At 29.5% G+C, this 16,814-nt stretch carries 15 protein-coding genes; all 15 read right to left on the bottom strand.

The window, feature by feature from the left end:
- Positions 1-60: 60 nt before the first annotated feature.
- The 15 genes from rpsO to ACFYH6_RS08455 all read right to left on the bottom strand — a co-directional run bounded on the left by rpsO (position 61) and on the right by ACFYH6_RS08455 (position 16,760).
- Positions 61-324, bottom strand: coding sequence for a 30S ribosomal protein S15 (rpsO, locus tag ACFYH6_RS08525; protein ID WP_291708672.1), 264 nt, complete (start codon positions 322-324; stop codon positions 61-63).
- A 128-nt stretch (positions 325-452) separates the two neighbouring features.
- Entirely contained in the window at positions 453-1,376 is a 924-nt protein-coding gene (locus ACFYH6_RS08520; RefSeq protein WP_316342905.1) for a bifunctional riboflavin kinase/FAD synthetase, read from the bottom strand.
- A gap of 11 nt (positions 1,377-1,387) precedes the next feature.
- The gene (gene truB, locus ACFYH6_RS08515) at positions 1,388-2,266 is read right to left on the bottom strand and encodes a tRNA pseudouridine(55) synthase TruB (protein ID WP_316342904.1); all 879 of its coding nucleotides are present in this window, start codon (positions 2,264-2,266) and stop codon (positions 1,388-1,390) included.
- On the bottom strand, positions 2,266-3,243 hold the full coding sequence (locus tag ACFYH6_RS08510) for a bifunctional oligoribonuclease/PAP phosphatase NrnA (RefSeq protein ID WP_316342903.1): 978 nt from the start codon (positions 3,241-3,243) through the stop codon (positions 2,266-2,268). Before ACFYH6_RS08510 ends, truB begins: the two co-directional genes overlap by 1 nt.
- Positions 3,243-3,593 carry a 30S ribosome-binding factor RbfA gene (gene rbfA, locus ACFYH6_RS08505; protein ID WP_316342902.1) on the bottom strand — a complete coding sequence of 117 codons (351 nt, stop codon included), beginning with the start codon at positions 3,591-3,593 and terminating at the stop codon, positions 3,243-3,245. The genes ACFYH6_RS08510 and rbfA overlap by 1 nt, the downstream gene beginning before the upstream one ends.
- A gap of 18 nt (positions 3,594-3,611) precedes the next feature.
- Positions 3,612-5,657, bottom strand: a complete 2,046-nt coding sequence (gene infB / locus ACFYH6_RS08500) for a translation initiation factor IF-2 (protein ID WP_416179473.1) — start codon at positions 5,655-5,657, stop codon at positions 3,612-3,614.
- Between the two features lie 15 nt (positions 5,658-5,672).
- Complete coding sequence (locus tag ACFYH6_RS08495; RefSeq protein WP_316342900.1) at positions 5,673-5,987, bottom strand: ribosomal L7Ae/L30e/S12e/Gadd45 family protein; 315 nt, start codon at positions 5,985-5,987, stop codon at positions 5,673-5,675.
- Positions 5,980-6,243 carry an RNase P modulator RnpM gene (rnpM, locus tag ACFYH6_RS08490; protein WP_316342899.1) on the bottom strand — a complete coding sequence of 88 codons (264 nt, stop codon included), beginning with the start codon at positions 6,241-6,243 and terminating at the stop codon, positions 5,980-5,982. Before rnpM ends, ACFYH6_RS08495 begins: the two co-directional genes overlap by 8 nt.
- 13 nt (positions 6,244-6,256) lie before the next feature.
- Positions 6,257-7,357, bottom strand: coding sequence for a transcription termination factor NusA (gene nusA / locus ACFYH6_RS08485; protein ID WP_316342898.1), 1,101 nt, complete (start codon positions 7,355-7,357; stop codon positions 6,257-6,259).
- A 16-nt stretch (positions 7,358-7,373) separates the two neighbouring features.
- A complete protein-coding gene (gene rimP / locus ACFYH6_RS08480) occupies positions 7,374-7,838 on the bottom strand; it encodes a ribosome maturation factor RimP (protein ID WP_316342897.1) in 465 nt (154 codons plus the stop codon).
- A gap of 250 nt (positions 7,839-8,088) precedes the next feature.
- Positions 8,089-12,423, bottom strand: a complete 4,335-nt coding sequence (locus tag ACFYH6_RS08475; protein WP_416179474.1) for a PolC-type DNA polymerase III — start codon at positions 12,421-12,423, stop codon at positions 8,089-8,091.
- Positions 12,424-12,529: 106 nt separating this feature from the next.
- Positions 12,530-13,579, bottom strand: coding sequence for a flavodoxin-dependent (E)-4-hydroxy-3-methylbut-2-enyl-diphosphate synthase (gene ispG, locus ACFYH6_RS08470; protein WP_316342895.1), 1,050 nt, complete (start codon positions 13,577-13,579; stop codon positions 12,530-12,532).
- A 13-nt stretch (positions 13,580-13,592) separates the two neighbouring features.
- Positions 13,593-14,612: a M50 family metallopeptidase gene (locus ACFYH6_RS08465; RefSeq protein WP_316342894.1), complete on the bottom strand. Its 1,020-nt coding sequence runs from the start codon at positions 14,610-14,612 to the stop codon at positions 13,593-13,595.
- A gap of 12 nt (positions 14,613-14,624) precedes the next feature.
- Positions 14,625-15,785 (bottom strand): 1-deoxy-D-xylulose-5-phosphate reductoisomerase, encoded by a 1,161-nt coding sequence (gene dxr, locus ACFYH6_RS08460; protein ID WP_416179475.1) that lies wholly within the window; start codon positions 15,783-15,785, stop codon positions 14,625-14,627.
- Between the two features lie 18 nt (positions 15,786-15,803).
- A complete protein-coding gene (locus ACFYH6_RS08455; protein WP_416179476.1) occupies positions 15,804-16,760 on the bottom strand; it encodes an AI-2E family transporter in 957 nt (318 codons plus the stop codon).
- Positions 16,761-16,814 lie beyond the last annotated feature (54 nt).

Genomic DNA, 16,814 nt, shown 5'->3' with positions numbered 1-16,814 from the left:
TCATCACTTATCATTTAAAAATGTTAAAATAATAGAGCGGCTTAAAAACCGCTCTAAAGACTATCTTCTTAAGCCTAATTTTTTGATTATAGCTCTGTATCTTTCGATATCTTGATCAGCTAAGTAGTTAAGAAGACCTCTTCTTCTACCAACCATCATTAAAAGACCTCTTCTTGAGTGGTGGTCTTTCTTGTGAGTCTTTAAGTGTCCAGTTAAAGAATTAATTCTTTCTGTTAATAAAGCTATTTGCACTTCTGGTGATCCAGTATCTCCTTCGTGTCTTCCATGTTCTTTAATAATTTCTTGCTTCTTTATTGCGTCCATAATCGCACCTCCGTATAATTATCCCCTAAATCCATGAAAAGAGATAGCACCCTCAAATCTTAGGTTTAGGTTCTTCCTTGATATTATAACAAATCATATTATTATTGTAAATTATAAATTTATAATAATTAAATTATTATCTCTTTAGCTCTTGCAAAATCTTCATCTCTTTTTATTTGTGCAACAAGTTCATCTAATGAATCGAACTTTATTTCTCCTCTAATCTTTTCAATAAAATATACTTTAAGTTCTTCGCCATAAATCATTTCATCGAAATCTAATATAAAGGTTTCTATAGTCAATTCTTTCCCATTTACAGTTGGATTATTCCCTACAGAAGTAATACCTTTAAAGACTCTACCATTATACTTAACATTAGTATAGTATACACCTTTGCCTGGAATAACCATTTTATCATTAAATTCTAAGTTGGCAGTAGGCACTCCTATTGTTCTTCCAAGCTGCTTTCCATGAATGACCTTACCTTTAATTAAATATGGTTTTGACAGCATATTAGTAGCTTCTTTTACTTCGCCTTCTAATATACATTCCCTTATTCTAGTACTGCTTATTGCATTGCCCTTATATGTATATGGCTCCATAATAAATAGTTCATATCCATATTTATTTTGAAGATTTTTTAATAAGTTTATATCTCCAAGATTTTTATGCCCAAATCTAAAATTAAATCCTACAACTATTCCTTTTACATTATAATCTTCACAAAGGAGTTTAATAAAATCTTCTGCTTCCATAGACATAAACTCTTTTGTAAAACTTCTTAGTATTACTATGTCAACATTTTCTTCTTCTAAATATTCAAGTTTTGTATCTAAATCCATAATTATCTTAGGTACACTGTCAGGCTTAATTATTGTTTTAGGATGATTTTTATAAGTGAAAACCATACTCTTTCCATTCTTCTCCCTAGCTAATTCAACTGTTTTTCTTACAAGGGATAAGTGTCCATAATGAAGGCCATCAAAGCTACCTAATGCAACATAGTTGTCACTTTTCTTATTATCCATAATAATATCATCTATTACTATCATATCCAGCTCCCCTAATTAATTAACAATTTTTCTATCTTAAAGCCTTGATGATTACCACTTCCAAGTCCTATAAACACTCCATCTTCATCATAGACTCTATATAGTTTTTCTAACTTAAAATCTTCTTTTGTAAATCTTCTATCAAAGACTCTAACTCCGTTAATCAAAAGTCTTGAATACTTATTTATAACAACCAATTTATCATAAGCATCTAACGCATCTTCTATACTAATAACATAATCATTAATATTTTCTGAATTAATATCTTTAATATTAATTGCTTCTTCTTCAGTAAATTTAGAAGTTTGAGTTCTTTTAAGTTTAGTCATAGCAGCTCCAACTTCTAAATAATTGCCTATATCATAACAAAGACTTCTAATATACGTTCCTTTTGAACAAGTTACCGTCATAGTTATATATGGATTATTTATTTTAATATTCTCTATATTAATTATTTTTACAGGTCTTCCTTCTCTTTCAACTTCAATTCCTTTTCTTGCAAGTTCGTATAGTCTCACTCCATTTTTCTTTAAAGCTGAATACATAGGAGGAACTTGATTATATTCCCCTATAAAAGAATTAATAGCACTTAGTATATTTTTATTAGTTAAATTAGATGGATCTATTTCTTCAATAATATCGCCTTCTAAATCGTATGTTGTAGTTTTAATTCCAAGTTTAAATTCAACTTCATAAACTTTATCTGAATTCATAATATAGTCTATAATTTTTGTTCCCTTTCCAATACATACTGGAAGAACTCCAGAAGCTTCTGGGTCTAGGGTACCTGTATGTCCAACCTTCTTAGTATTTGAAGCTTTTTTTACTATTCTAACTACATCAAAGGATGTCATACCAGTATTTTTAAATATATTAATTACTCCATCCATTATAGCAACTCTTTCTCGATTTCCTCTAAAATTTTATCCTTGGCTTCATCTAAAGTAACTCCATTTAATCTAATACCAGAAGCTTTAGCATGACCACCGCCGCCAAATTTTTCTGCAATTTTTCTAACATCGAAATTATTTTTAGATCTTAGACTTGCTTTAGCTCCGCCTTCAATTTCCTTAACTAAAACTGCAACTTCTACACCTTTAATTTGTAAACCAAAGGAGATTATATCTGATGTATCACCAATTTCTATACCTAGCTCTTCTCCATAGGACAATGGTATCTTAATTAAAGAAACCTTTCTATCAAATAAAAGTTCCATATTATTTATAGATTTTCCTATTAATCTTATCTTTTCAAAACTGTTATTATCAAAAAGACTTTGATATATATAAGTATTGTTTACATCAGCATCTTTTAATACTGCTGCAATTCTATGAGTTCTAGAAGTTACATTTGAATGTCTAAATCCACCAGTATCTGTCACCAGTGAAGTATAAAGACAAGTTCCTATTTCCTTTATTTCTTGGTTTTTAGATTTAAAGTTTAGTCCTAATATTTCTAATAATTCAAAAATAATTTCAGCAGTAGCTGCTGCATTTGTATCAACATAGTTATAATCACCATATTCATCGTTTGATAAATGGTGATCTATATTTATTATAGTCTTATCAAAATTTTGAAGTTCGGCAGATATACGTTCATAATTACCACAATCTACGACAACTACTGTATCAGTATCTTCAGTTGGTACTGTAATTAAGCCATTGCCTTCCTTAGAAGATTTTAAGAACTGTAAATTATCTGAAATAATGTCCTTTGAAATTAAATAAGCATTTTTATTTAGATATTTTAATCCATTTAATAGTGCAAGTGCACTACCTACTGCATCACCATCTGGTGATACATGATAGGTAATGCCTACTTTATTACTATTTGATATTATTTTACAAATATCAGATAATGTATTCATTATTTGTCCTTAGTTTTATCTATAAGTTCTTCTATTCTCATACTGTAACTTATAGAATCATCTAATTCAAATAGGATTTGAGGAGTATTTCTTAAATTCATTCTTTGACCTACTTCTCTTCTAACATATCCACTTGCACTCTTTAATGCAGCAAAGGTTTCATTTTTTTCTTCTTCATTTTTACCGAATATACTTACAAATACCTTTGCATATCTTAAATCCTTACTAACTTTAACTGATGTAATAGACACCATCGCAGTCATTCTTGGATCCTTTATTTCATCTCTAATAATTATACTTATTTCTCTTTTAACCTCTTCGTTAATTCTTCCGCCTCTGTAATTAGCCATTTAAAATCACCTCTTTAATTAAAGCTGCTTTCTTTCAGTTGCTTGCATAGTAAATGATTCTATTATATCGCCTTCTTTTAAATCATTAAATCTTTCTACACTTAAACCACATTCATATCCTGCATTGACTTCTTTTGCATCATCTTTAAATCTCTTTAATGATGCTAATGTTGATTCAAATATTACTATACCATCTCTAATAACTCTAACTTCAGAATTTCTTATAATTTTACCATCTAAAACATAACATCCTGCAATTGTTCCAACACTAGAAATTTTGTAAACCATTCTAACTTCAGCTTTACCATTAATAACTTCTTTATATTCTGGATCAAGCATTCCAATCATTGCTGATTTAACATCTTCAATTGCATCATATATAATTCTATAAGTTTTAATTGATACGCCTTCCTTATCAGCAATTATAGAAGCATTTGAGTCAGGTCTTACATTAAATCCAATTAATAATGCATTTGATGCTGCAGCAAGCGTAACATCAGTTTCAGTAATTGCACCAACTCCACCATGAATAACTCTAACTTTTACATCATCAGTAGATAATTTTTCTAAAGATTGCTTTATAGCTTGAACAGAACCCTGTACATCTGCTTTTACAATTATTCCAAGTTCCTTAACAGTTCCTTCTTGAATTTGGCTGTATAAATCTTCAAGTGAAACTCTATTTGCTGAGTGGAAGCTTTCATCTTTAAGTTTTTGTTTTCTTATTTCAGCCATATTTCTAGCTGTCTTTTCATCCTTAACCACAGCAAATCTATCTCCAGCTGATGGTACTTCTGAAAGTCCTAAAATTTCTACTGGTATTGAAGGACCAGCACTCTTAATTGTCTTACCTTTGTCATCAAACATAGCTCTTATTCTACCATAAGTAGAACCTACTAATATTGAATCTCCAACATTTAATGTACCATTTTGAATAAGTAAAGTTGCAACTGGGCCTCTTCCTTTATCAAGTTTAGCTTCTATTACTGTTCCCTTTGCTTTTCTCTTAGGATCAGCTTTAAGTTCTGCCATTTCAGCTGTTAATAGAACCATTTCTAATAATTGTTCTATATTTTCTCCTGTTTTAGCTGATACAGGAACACAAATGGTATCTCCACCCCAGTCTTCAGATACTAATCCATATTCAGTTAATTCTTGTTTAACTCTATCAATATTAGCTCCTGGTCTATCAATTTTATTAATTGCAACTATCATAGGAACTTCAGCTGCCTTACAGTGGCTTATAGCTTCTTTAGTTTGTGGCATTATTCCGTCATCTGCTGCAACAACTAATATAACTACATCTGTAACTTGAGCTCCTCTTGCTCTCATTGCTGTGAAAGCTTCATGTCCAGGAGTATCTAAGAATGTTAATTTTTCTCCATTTAAATTAACAGTATAAGCACCTATATGCTGAGTTATTCCACCAGCTTCATGTGCTGTAACATTTGCTTTTCTAATAGAATCTAAAAGTGATGTTTTACCATGGTCAACGTGGCCCATAACTGTTACTATAGGAGGTCTCTTAACAAGATTTTCTTCTACTATTTCTTCATCTTCTACTATTTCTAATTCTTCTTTTTCTTCTTTTTTAACTACTAAGCACTCATATTTTTCACATACTTTTTCAGCTGTTGCAAAATCTATCTCTTGATTTATTCCAGCCATTACTCCTGTAAAAATAAGTGTTTTGATAACATCTGCAGTAGGTCTTCCAATTTTTTCAGCTAACTCTTTTACAGTTATAGTTTCACCAATTTCAACTACTCCTGAGCCGCCTTCTCCTACAGCATCTACAGTGTCATCATTTTTCTTCTTTTTTCTTTTTTTAGCTTGATTATTAACTTCTTCAGCTAATATTTCTTCATATTCATCTACGATAGTCTTTTCAGTAGATTTATCTGTTTCTCCAAGTAATTCTTTAATTAATTCTGCATCTTCATCTTCTATTACGCTCATATGATTTTTTACATCAACGCTAAATTCATTCATTAATAATTCTATAAGCTCTTTTGAGCTTATGTTAAGTTCTTTTGCCAATTCATATACTCTGATTTTTGACAATAAAATCACCCCCGGTTAAATTTTGGTACTTTGATCTTCATAAAGGCTGTAAAGTTTATTAGCCATATTTTTATCTGTTATAGCTAATATTTTCACTTCTTCTCTTCCAATTGAAGATCCTAATTCTTCTTTCGAAAAATCTTCTATAAACACTATATTCTTTGTTAAACAATGATTCTTAAATTTCTTTTTTGTACTATTTGAAGCATCATTAGATATAATAAATAAGAAAATATTTTTTCTGTTTCTCTCTTCATCACATTTACTATAGCCTTCAATTACATTTCCTGATCTTTTTGCTAAACCAAGAAAATTAAAAAATTTATTCATTTATTTCTTTCCTTAATCTATCGTATATTTCGTTATCTATAGCTATGTCTAGGTTTCTTGAAAGTCTTTTAGCTTTAAATGCCTTTTCTAAGCATTCTATATCCTTGCATATATAAGCTCCTCTTCCAGACTTTTTCCCAGTTAAATCAACAGAAACTTCGCCTTCTGGACTTTTAACGATTCTTATAAGTTCTTTTTTAGGCTTCATCTCCATACATCCTGTACACATTCTTAAAGGAACTTTCTTTACTTTCATAAAAAATCCTCCCTTATTCTAAGATTTCAATTTCTTCATTTAAATCATCTAATTCTTCTTTTTTCAAAGCTTCTGCTTGTGATTTGCTTTTTATATCTATCTTCCAGTTAGTTAATTTTGCTGCAAGTCTTACGTTTTGACCTTCCTTACCTATAGCAAGAGATAATTGATTGTCATCTACAACAACTTTAGCTGATTTATTTTCTTCAGAAACTACAACTTCTAAAACTTTTGCAGGACTTAGAGCCGCAGCTATAAATTCTTCAGGATTTTTGCTCCATTTTATTATATCGATTTTTTCACCTTTAAGTTCATTTACGATATTTTGTACTCTAATTCCTTTAGGTCCTACACAAGCACCCATTGGATCAACATTCTCATCATTTGAGTAAACTGCTATTTTACTTCTTGAACCAGCTTCTCTTGAAATGCTCTTAATTTCAACTATTCCTTCATATATTTCAGGAACTTCTAATTCAAATAATCTTTTTACTAATCCAGGATGAGTTCTAGAAACTAATATTTGAGCTCCTTTAGATCCATTCTTAACTTCTACAACATATAGTTTTACTTTTTCATTAAATTTATATTCTTCTCTTGGAATTTGTTCATTTGGTCCAATAGATGTTTCTATTCTACCAAGATTTACAAAAACATTTCCTTTATCTTTTCTAAGCACTGTTCCTGTTATAATGTCATATTCTAATTCCTTGTATTCAGAATATACTATATTTCTTTCTGCTTCTCTTATTCTTTGTGTAACTACTCCCTTTGCTAGTTGTGCTGCCACTCTACCAAAGTTTTTAGGAGTAACTTCTAAATCCACTATATCATCAAGATCATATCTTGGGCTTATTTCCTTAGCTTCTTCTAAACTTATTTCAGTTACATAATCATATACATCCTCAACTACTACTTTTTGAGCATATACATGTATTTCTCCTGTTTCTCTATTTATACTTACTTTCACATTTTGTGCAGAAGTTGTTGGACTTGCATAGTTCTTCTTATATGCTGCCACCAATGCATCCTCTATAGTAGTAAAAATTAAATCTTCGCTAATCCCCTTATCTTTTACAATTTCTTTAAGAGCAACTATAAACTCTTGGTTCATTTTAATTTCCTCCTTATTATATTTCCCCTTCTAAATTTGCTGATTTTATTTTATCTTTAGGAATTGTAAGTAATTTTTCAGCTTCATATTCAACAACAACTGAATCTTCTGTTACTTCCTTTAATATACCTTTTGCATTTTTTCTACCCTCAAAAGATTTTGTGAATCTAATAAGAACTTCTTTGCCTATTTGCTTTTTATAATGCTCATCAGTAAATAATCCTCTATTTAAACCTGGTGACGATACTTCTAAATAATATGCAACTGGAATTGGATCCTCTACATCCATAATTTCACTTACTCTTCTTGATAACTTTTCACAGTCAGTTAAAGTTATGCCACCATCTTTATCAATATATATCCTTAAATAATATTCTCCATTTTCTTTTACATACTCAATGTGATAAATTTCATAATTTAATTCTTCTGCAACAGGTCTTACTAATTGATAAATTTTCTCTAATAATGCATCAACTTTCATATTAACCTCCTTTATATTCAATTTTAATAAAGTATTACTAGTTCACTCAATCTATAAAAAAAGCAACTAAATGGTAGTTGCAATTAAATAGAAAGAGCGGGCATTTTCACTCCCACTCCTAATTCTCAGCTATTAGTAAATTACTTCCTTTATATTCTAACACAATTTCCTAATAAATACAAGGGGTAGTAAGCAATTTATTAATCCCATTATACTTATTACTGCCCTTATATATAATTATTATACCAATTTAGAATAAAGATAATTGGTTTGTTTCTGACATTCCTTCAAGACATCCATGATTACTTAAGGTTTCTATAACTGTCTTTGAAACTTTAGATCTAAGCCTTAAATCTTCTTTAGATATAAACTCACCATTTTTTCTTGCTTCAACTATACTCTTTGCTGCATTTTCTCCTACACCTTGAAGAGCACTAATAGGTGGTCTTATTCCATCTTCTTCTATAGTAAATTTTGTAGCTTCAGAAATATATAAATCAACTTTTTTAAATTTAAGACCTCTTGCATAAAGTTCATAAGAAAGTTCTAATACTGTAATTAGACCTTTATCCTTTGCAGTAACTTTATTACCTAGTTCATAAAGTTCATCTAGTTTTGCTTTTATAGCACCAGCCCCCTTACATATTAAATCTGCATCAAAATCATCAGCTCTTACAGTAAAATATGTTGCATAATAAGCTTCTGGATAATAAACTTTGAAATAAGCTATTCTTACCGCCATCATTACATAGGCAACTGCATGGCCTTTAGGGAACATATATTTTATTCTTTTACAGGACTCAATATACCAATCGGGAACATTGTTTTCTTTCATGGTTTTTTCAAAATCTTCTGTTAGCCCTTTACCTTTTCTTACACTTTCCATTATTGTAAAAGCCATCTTAGGAGGTACTCCTGCATACATTAAATAAACCATAATATCATCTCTTGTAGAAATACAGTCTTTTAATGTTGTATATCCCTCTTTTATAAAATATTGGGCATTATTAAGCCACACATCTGTACCATGTGAAAGTCCAGAAATTCTTACTAAATCCGCAAAGCTTTTTGGTTGTGTATCTACTAGCATTCCTCTAACAAACTTTGTTCCAAACTCTGGAAGTCCATAACTACCAACTTCGCATCCAAGTTCTTCTTTAGTTACTCCTAGAGCATCTGGAGAAGTAAATAAAGAAATAACTTTTTTATCATTTAAAGGTATAGTTTTAGGATCTACACCAGTTAAATCTTGAAGCATCCTAATCATAGTAGGATCGTCGTGACCTAGTATATCAAGCTTAAGTAATCTACCAGATATTGAATGATAATCAAAGTGCGTAGTAGTTACATCTGAAGTTGGATCATCTGCTGGCCTTTGAATAGGTGTAAAATTAAAAATCTCGTTATCACTAGGAACTACCATAATTCCACCTGGATGCTGACCAGTAGTTCTTTTAATACCTGTACATCCAATAGTCAATCTTTCTATTTCAGCACTTGTAGCTCTTAATCCTCTTTCATCTAAGTACTTCCTTACATATCCATAAGCTGTCTTTTCTGCTATAGTACCTATAGTTCCAGCTTTAAATACATATCCCTTACCGAATAAAACTTCTGTATATTTATGTATTTCACCTTGGTTATCTCCAGAGAAATTAAGGTCGATATCTGGTTCCTTATCACCTTCAAAACCTAAGAAAGTTTCAAAGGGAATATCATGACCATCTTTAATATATTCAGTTCCACATTTTGGGCAGTTCTTATCCTCTAAATCTGCTCCTGAACTAACAGAACCATCTAAGAAGAATTCTGAATTCTTGCATTTAGGACAGACATAGTGTGGTGGAAGCCCATTAACTTCAGTTATATTTGACATAGTTGCAACGAAGGAAGATCCAACTGATCCTCTTGAACCAACTAAATATCCATCTGCTAGTGATTTAGCAACCAATTTTTGAGCAATCAAATATAGCACCGCATATCCATTATTAATAATAGAATTTAATTCTTTATCTAATCTTTTTTGTACTATTTCAGGTAATGGATCTCCATATATTGAATGAACTTTCTTCATAGTCATTTCTCTAATTTCATCATCTGCCCCTTCAATTTTAGGTGGATAAGTTTCATCTGGTATTGGTTTTAATACCTCAATAGAATCCGCTAAAATGGAAGGATTAGTTACAACAACTTCTTTTGCTATATTTTGCCCTAAATATGAAAATTCCTTAAGCATTTCTTCTGTAGTTTTTAAATAAAGAGGTGGCTGATTATCTGAATCTGAAAATCCTTGTCCTGCCATTATTATTCTTCTAAAAACCTCGTCTTGAGGGTCTAGGAAATGAACATCACCTGTTGCTACTACAATTTTATTTAATTCTTTTCCCAATTTATATATCTTTTCATTTAAGGATCTAAGTTCATTTTCATCTTTAACATTTCCCTTATCTATTAAATAACTATTGTTTGCAATAGGCTGAATTTCTAAATAATCATAAAAACTCATTATTTCCTTAATTTCTTCATCAGATTTACCATCTAGTACAGCTCTATAAACTTCACCAGCTTCACAAGCTGATCCTATAATAAGTCCTTCTCTCATTTCCATAAGCCTACTTTTTCTTGTTCTAGGATTTTTATGAAAATTATCTAAATGAGCTTCAGAAATTAATTTATATAAATTTTTCATTCCTTCTTGAGTTTTTGCAAAAATAATTATATGGAAGGTCTTTTCCTTTTTAATATCCATTTTTTGAAGGAATTCATTATTTAACTCTTTTATACTATTTATATTTAATTCTTCAATCATTTTCTTAATAGATATTAAAAAAATCTCCGCTGTAGCTTTAGCATCATCAACAGCTCTATGGTGATTTTCAAGAGATACTCCTAAATGTTTAGCAACTAAATTTAATTTTACTCTTTTTAAATCTGGATATAAAAATCTTGCTAAAGGCACAGTATCTACAATTGTTGATGTAAATTCTAATCCTAAATCATTGCAATTTTTCTTTATAAAACCAGTATCAAAAGCTGCATTATGTGCAACTACTGCACATCCATCAATAAACTTCATAAATTTAGGTAACACTACTTCAATTGGATCTGCATCCTTTACCATTTCATCAGTTATACTTGTTAATTCTGTTATTTTGTAAGGTATTCTGCACTTTGGATAAACAAATTCACTAAAAGTATCTATAATTTCTCTGTTTTTAATTTTTACAGCTCCAATTTCTATAATCTTATCATTATGTGGTGAAAATCCAGTAGTTTCTATATCAAATACTATAAATGTATCATTAAAATCTTCACCTTTATCGTTAATAGCTATAGGAATACCATCATTAACTAAGTATCCTTCAACTCCATATAAAACCTTTATTTTGTTTTTCTTTGCAGCTATTTGAGCATCTGGAAAGGCCTGAACTACACCATGGTCTGTAATAGCAATGGCTTTATGCCCCCATTTAGCAGCTCTTTCAATTAATTTAGTAGCAGATGCAACACCATCCATAGCACTCATTGTAGTATGGCAATGAAGTTCAATTCTTTTTTCTTCTGCTCCATCCATTCTTTCTATTTTACTCATTCTTAGTATATCTCTACCCATTATAACTACTTCTCTAGCATAAGTATCATATACTGCTTCCCCTCTTACTTTACAATACAATCCTTTTTTTACAGCATCTAATACCTCTTCTGTTTCCTGTGGTTTTAAGAAGCACTTTACTGTAATGGAACTAGTGTAATCTGTAATAAAGAAAGTAAGAATAGTTTTACCTGTCTTAGTCTCTATTATATCAGTTTTAAATACTTCACCAATTACTGCAACGATACCTGAAGTTTCATCAATTTCCTTAATTGATATAGCTTCTTGACTTATTGATCTTCCTAAAATACTATTTTCACTTTTTGCTTCTCTTTTAAATTCACGTTTTTCATACGGTTTTTTAGGTTTTTGTCCTTTATTATCATCAGCTTTATCATTTTTATTAGTATTTTCCTTAGAAATTGTTCTTCCACTAAATATTTCTTTTAGCACTTCTCTTTCTTGTTCTATTTTTTCTTCATAATTATTTTTAAGTTCTAAACTGCTATCATAGTCTAATTTAACTTTTGTCTTTAATCCAAAAACACTTTCTATATTAAGAGCAATTTGCTTTGGTATCCCTTTTGTATTTAAATGCTCATTAATCTTTTCATACCCACTAGTTATTGTAATAGAGTTTCCTTCTATGTTTTTTACTCCCTTAGTCAAAACTGCCTTTGATAAAGGAACTGTTTTTAAAATATTTCCTATCACTTCTAACCAATGTTTTTCAACAACTTCTTCTATACTTAAAGAAGAAATATCTCTATAGAAAAGCACCTCAATATTAACATCTATATTTAAGGCTTTCTTAATTGCTTTCTTTACTTTATCTTCTTCTTCATTATTTAATCCATCTTTACCCCTTAAAACAACTTTAAGAATATTACTTTTCTTAAAGAATTGAAATTTAATAATTTTAATTTCTTTATCCTCTAAAGTATCTTCTTTATTAATTTCCTTTTTTATAAGCTTTAAAGCATTTTCACTCAATGATGCACCCCCTCTTAAAGAGACATAATAAGAAATTGACAATGTAAAATGACTATTAAGTATTATATCACCTTAATTATTCATTATTCATTGTCAATTAATTCCACTACATATTTTCTATTTCTTTCATTAACTCTTCAACTAAATTTTCTTCTTTAACTTTTCTTACTATTAAGCCTTTTTTAAATATTAAGCCTTCGCCATTTCCTCCAGCAATTCCAATATCAGCTTCTCTTGCTTCTCCTGGTCCATTTACTGCACATCCCATAACTGCAACTTTAATATTTTTATTGATACTTTCTAATCTACTTTCCACTTCTTGTGCTATTTTTATTAAGTTTATTTGTGTTCTCCCACAAGTAGGGCAAGATACAAATTGTAAGCCGCTTTTTCTAAGTTTTAATGCCTTCAGTATTTCTTTTGCAACTTTTATTTCTTCTATTGGATCACTAGTTAAAGAAACTCTAACAGTATCACCTATACCTTCAGCTAAAAGTGTTCCAAGTCCAATGCTTGATTTAATAGTTCCTCTAAATGGAGTTCCTGATTCTGTTACTCCTAAGTGTAATGGATAATCACAGCTTTCACTCATTAATCTATATGCATCTATCATCATAGTAACATCTGAAGACTTAATAGATACAACTATATCATGAAAATCTAATTCCTCTAATATTCTAACATGCTTTAAAGCTGATTCAACTAATCCTTTAGCTGTTGGTTTTCCGTCTCTTTCTAGTATTTCCTTTTCAAGAGAGCCTGAATTAACACCAATTCTCATAGGAATATTTTTAGCTTTAGCTGCTTCAACAACTATTTTAACCTTTTCTACATTACCAATATTCCCTGGATTAATTCTTAGTGCTGAAACACCATTTTCAATGGCTGCTAAAGCAAGTTTATAATCAAAATGTATATCTGCCACTACTGGAATAGGTGACTTTTCACAAATTCCCTTTAAAGCTTCTGCAGCTATTTTATCTGGAACTGCACATCTTATTATTTCGCATCCAGCTTCATATAGTGTATTAATTTGTGCTAATGTAGCTTCTACATCTCTAGTATCTGTATTTGTCATTGATTGGATTGATACCGGCGCGTCTCCACCTACATAACAAGTTCCAACTTTAACTTTTCTTGTTTTTCTTCTTTCCATTTTATTTCCTCTCCTACAGTTGTATTGGGAATAATACATCCTTTATAGTTACTGCAATCATAAGTCCAAATAAAAGCATAATTCCAACATAATTCATAACTCCCACAACTTTATCTGGAACTTTTCTTCTAGTAATTAACTCTATAAGTAATAATACTGTCCAACCTCCATCTAAAGCTGGGAATGGTAACATATTAAATACTGCTAAATTTATACTAATGAAAGCTATAAAGTACATAAGATTCCATATACCATTTTTTGCGGCTTCTCCAGACATTCTAATAATAGAAACAGGACCACCAACATCTGTTTTAAAATTAACCTTTCCAGTAACCATCATTTTAAGACTTTTATAAGTTTGATTTATTACTGCTAATGTTTCTTTAAAACTTTGTTTAAAACTATCAACTATCCCTGGATTTTCTACTCTCTCGAATTTAAATCCAATCATATATCTTTCCCTTTGATTTTCCTCTACTAACTTAGGAGTAACAACAATTTCTTTTTGCTCCCCATTTCTTTCTATTAAGAAATTAATTGGATTATCCTTAGCTAAGTTAATTCCAATAGTCAAGTCATCTGCTGAAAATACCTTACTACCATTAACCTTTAAAAATTTATCTCCCTCTTGTAATCCAGCTTCTATAGCAGGCATACCTTCTACTAAGTTATCTACCTTTGGCAGACTATATCCAAAATTATTTAAAAACGCTGTAAATATAATTATAGCTAATACAAAATTCATAAATGCTCCTGCTATAATTACACTTATTCTTCGAAGAGGTGATTTTGAAGAAAAACTTCTTTCATCATAAACTGCTTCCTCTTCCCCCATCATTTTAACATATCCACCAATAGGAAACAAACCAATTGAGTATTTTGTTTCTTTTCCCTCAGTAGAAAATATTTTAGGCCCCATCCCTATTGAAAATTCTTCAACTTTTATTCCATTTACTTTTGCCATTACAAAATGACCAAGCTCATGTACTATTATAAGTAAACTAAATCCTAATATGGCATAAATTATATTCAATCCCTTTTCCTCCTAACTCCATCTAGCCCTTATATATCTTCTAACCCTATTATCTAAATCAATTATATTATCTATTGTTATTTCTTTTTTCTTGTCTTCTTTAAATTCCTCTAAGGCTTCTTCTATTATTTCAGGTATATCTAAGAATTTTATTTTTCTTTCTAATAATAAGGCAACTGCTTCTTCATTAGCACCATTTAATATACATGGAGCTAATCCGCCTTCCATACCAACTTTATAAGCAAGTTTTAGACATCTAAAGGTATCTAAATCTGGTTTTTCAAAGGTTAAAGCACCAATTTCATAAAAATTAAGTTTCTTTGCTACTGAATTTTTTCTTTCTTTTTTATTAATGGCATATTGTATTGGTAATTTCATATCTGTTGATCCTAATTGAGCTATAACACTTGCATCTTTGTACTCTACCATTGAATGTATTATGCTTTGTGGATGAACTACAACTTCTATATCTTCATAAGGACAATTAAATAAGAAATGTGCTTCTATAACTTCTAATCCCTTATTCATTAGAGTTGCAGAATCTATAGAAATTTTTTGACCCATATTCCATTTAGGGTGCTTTAATGCATCCTCTACAGAAACATCCTTTAAAAAGTCCATATTCTTACCTCTAAATGGTCCACCAGAAGCTGTTAAAATAATTTTACTAACATCATTTTCAGTATATCCATTCAAAGCTTGAAATATTGCGCTATGTTCTGAATCAACTGGTAATATGTCTACATTCATTTCTTTTGCCTTTTTCATAACTAATTCACCAGCAACAACTAATGTTTCTTTATTAGCCAAAGCTATATCTTTTTTTGCTTCTATAGCTTTAAGTGTAGGTCTTAATCCTATCATTCCAACAACAGAGGTAACCACCATCTCTATTTCTTCTAAAGAAGCTATTTTTTCTAACCCTTCAATTCCTGAGTACACTGTTATATTTAAATTATTAGATAAACAATATTCTTTAACTTCTTTAGCACTTTTCTCATCCATCATGGCAACATATTTAGGACTAAATTCATTTATAATATCTATTATTTTATTAACAGATGAATTAGCACTTACACCAATCAAATTTATCTCCTTATTAGAATTTCTAATTACTTCTAATGTTTGAGTACCTATTGAGCCAGTAGCTCCTAAAATTGAAATGTTCTTCATATTTTCCTCCTGATTAACTTAATCATTATAAATTAAGTCTTTTGCTATTATACTGTAAATTGGACCTGCAATTATACCAATAAGTCCAAACATATTTACCCCTACATAAATAGATATTATTACAATTATTGGATGAATTTCAAGTTTACTACTTAAAAATTTAGCTTCTAAAATTTCCCTAGTAAATCTTTCTAGTAAATACAAGAAAATTAATCCAATTACTAATAAGTATCTCTTCATTATAATATTGTATATTATAATTGGTATAAAAACAATTGTTGTTCCCACAAAAGGAAGTATATCTAAAATTGCACATAAACTTCCAAGAAATAAACTATTGGATATACCTAGAATCTTAAAGCCTATTGTAATTAATAAAGCACTTAAAAGTATAAGTTTTATTTCTATCTTAAGTACATCTTTTAGATTTTTACCCTTGCTAATGATATTTGTCACAAGATTTTCTGGAAACAATTTATTTATAATATCATACACTTTGTCGCTATCAATTAAAAGGAAAAAATTAATTATATTTGCTAAAAAATATGATATTACCCCTTCCCCTGTAAAGATAGCACTTTTCATTATCATATTACTATTTAAAAATCTGCCTACACTTTGCAAAGTTTTATTTATATCTAAATTTAATATTTGCTTAATACTATTAATAAATGAATCTAGTTCTGCCATATTATTTCTATAAAATTTATAAAATAGTTCAAGCAATCTATTTCCAAAATAAAATAATACAATAAATAATATTAAATTAACTAATATAATACTTATTAGAGCTGAAACTGATTTAGGAGTATTAAATTTTAATATTAATTTATATATTGGATTAGTTATAAATGCTAAAATTAACAATATAAAAAATGGTTTAAAATAATTATTAATTATTATTGTTATTATTGAAATAATTATAAAGGCTATAAATAAATTAATTATTTTTCCGTATGTATTATATAATTTCATAGCACTACTCCTTATTTTTTTCATACTATGATTATATTAACTAATATTATATTA

It is taken from the genome of Clostridium sp. HCS.1 (genome assembly GCF_047900555.1).
Taxonomy (GTDB): Bacteria; Bacillota; Clostridia; order Clostridiales; family Clostridiaceae; genus Clostridium.
Note: the sequence above shows the minus strand (reverse complement) of the source record. Positions and strands in the feature narration are given on the sequence as shown.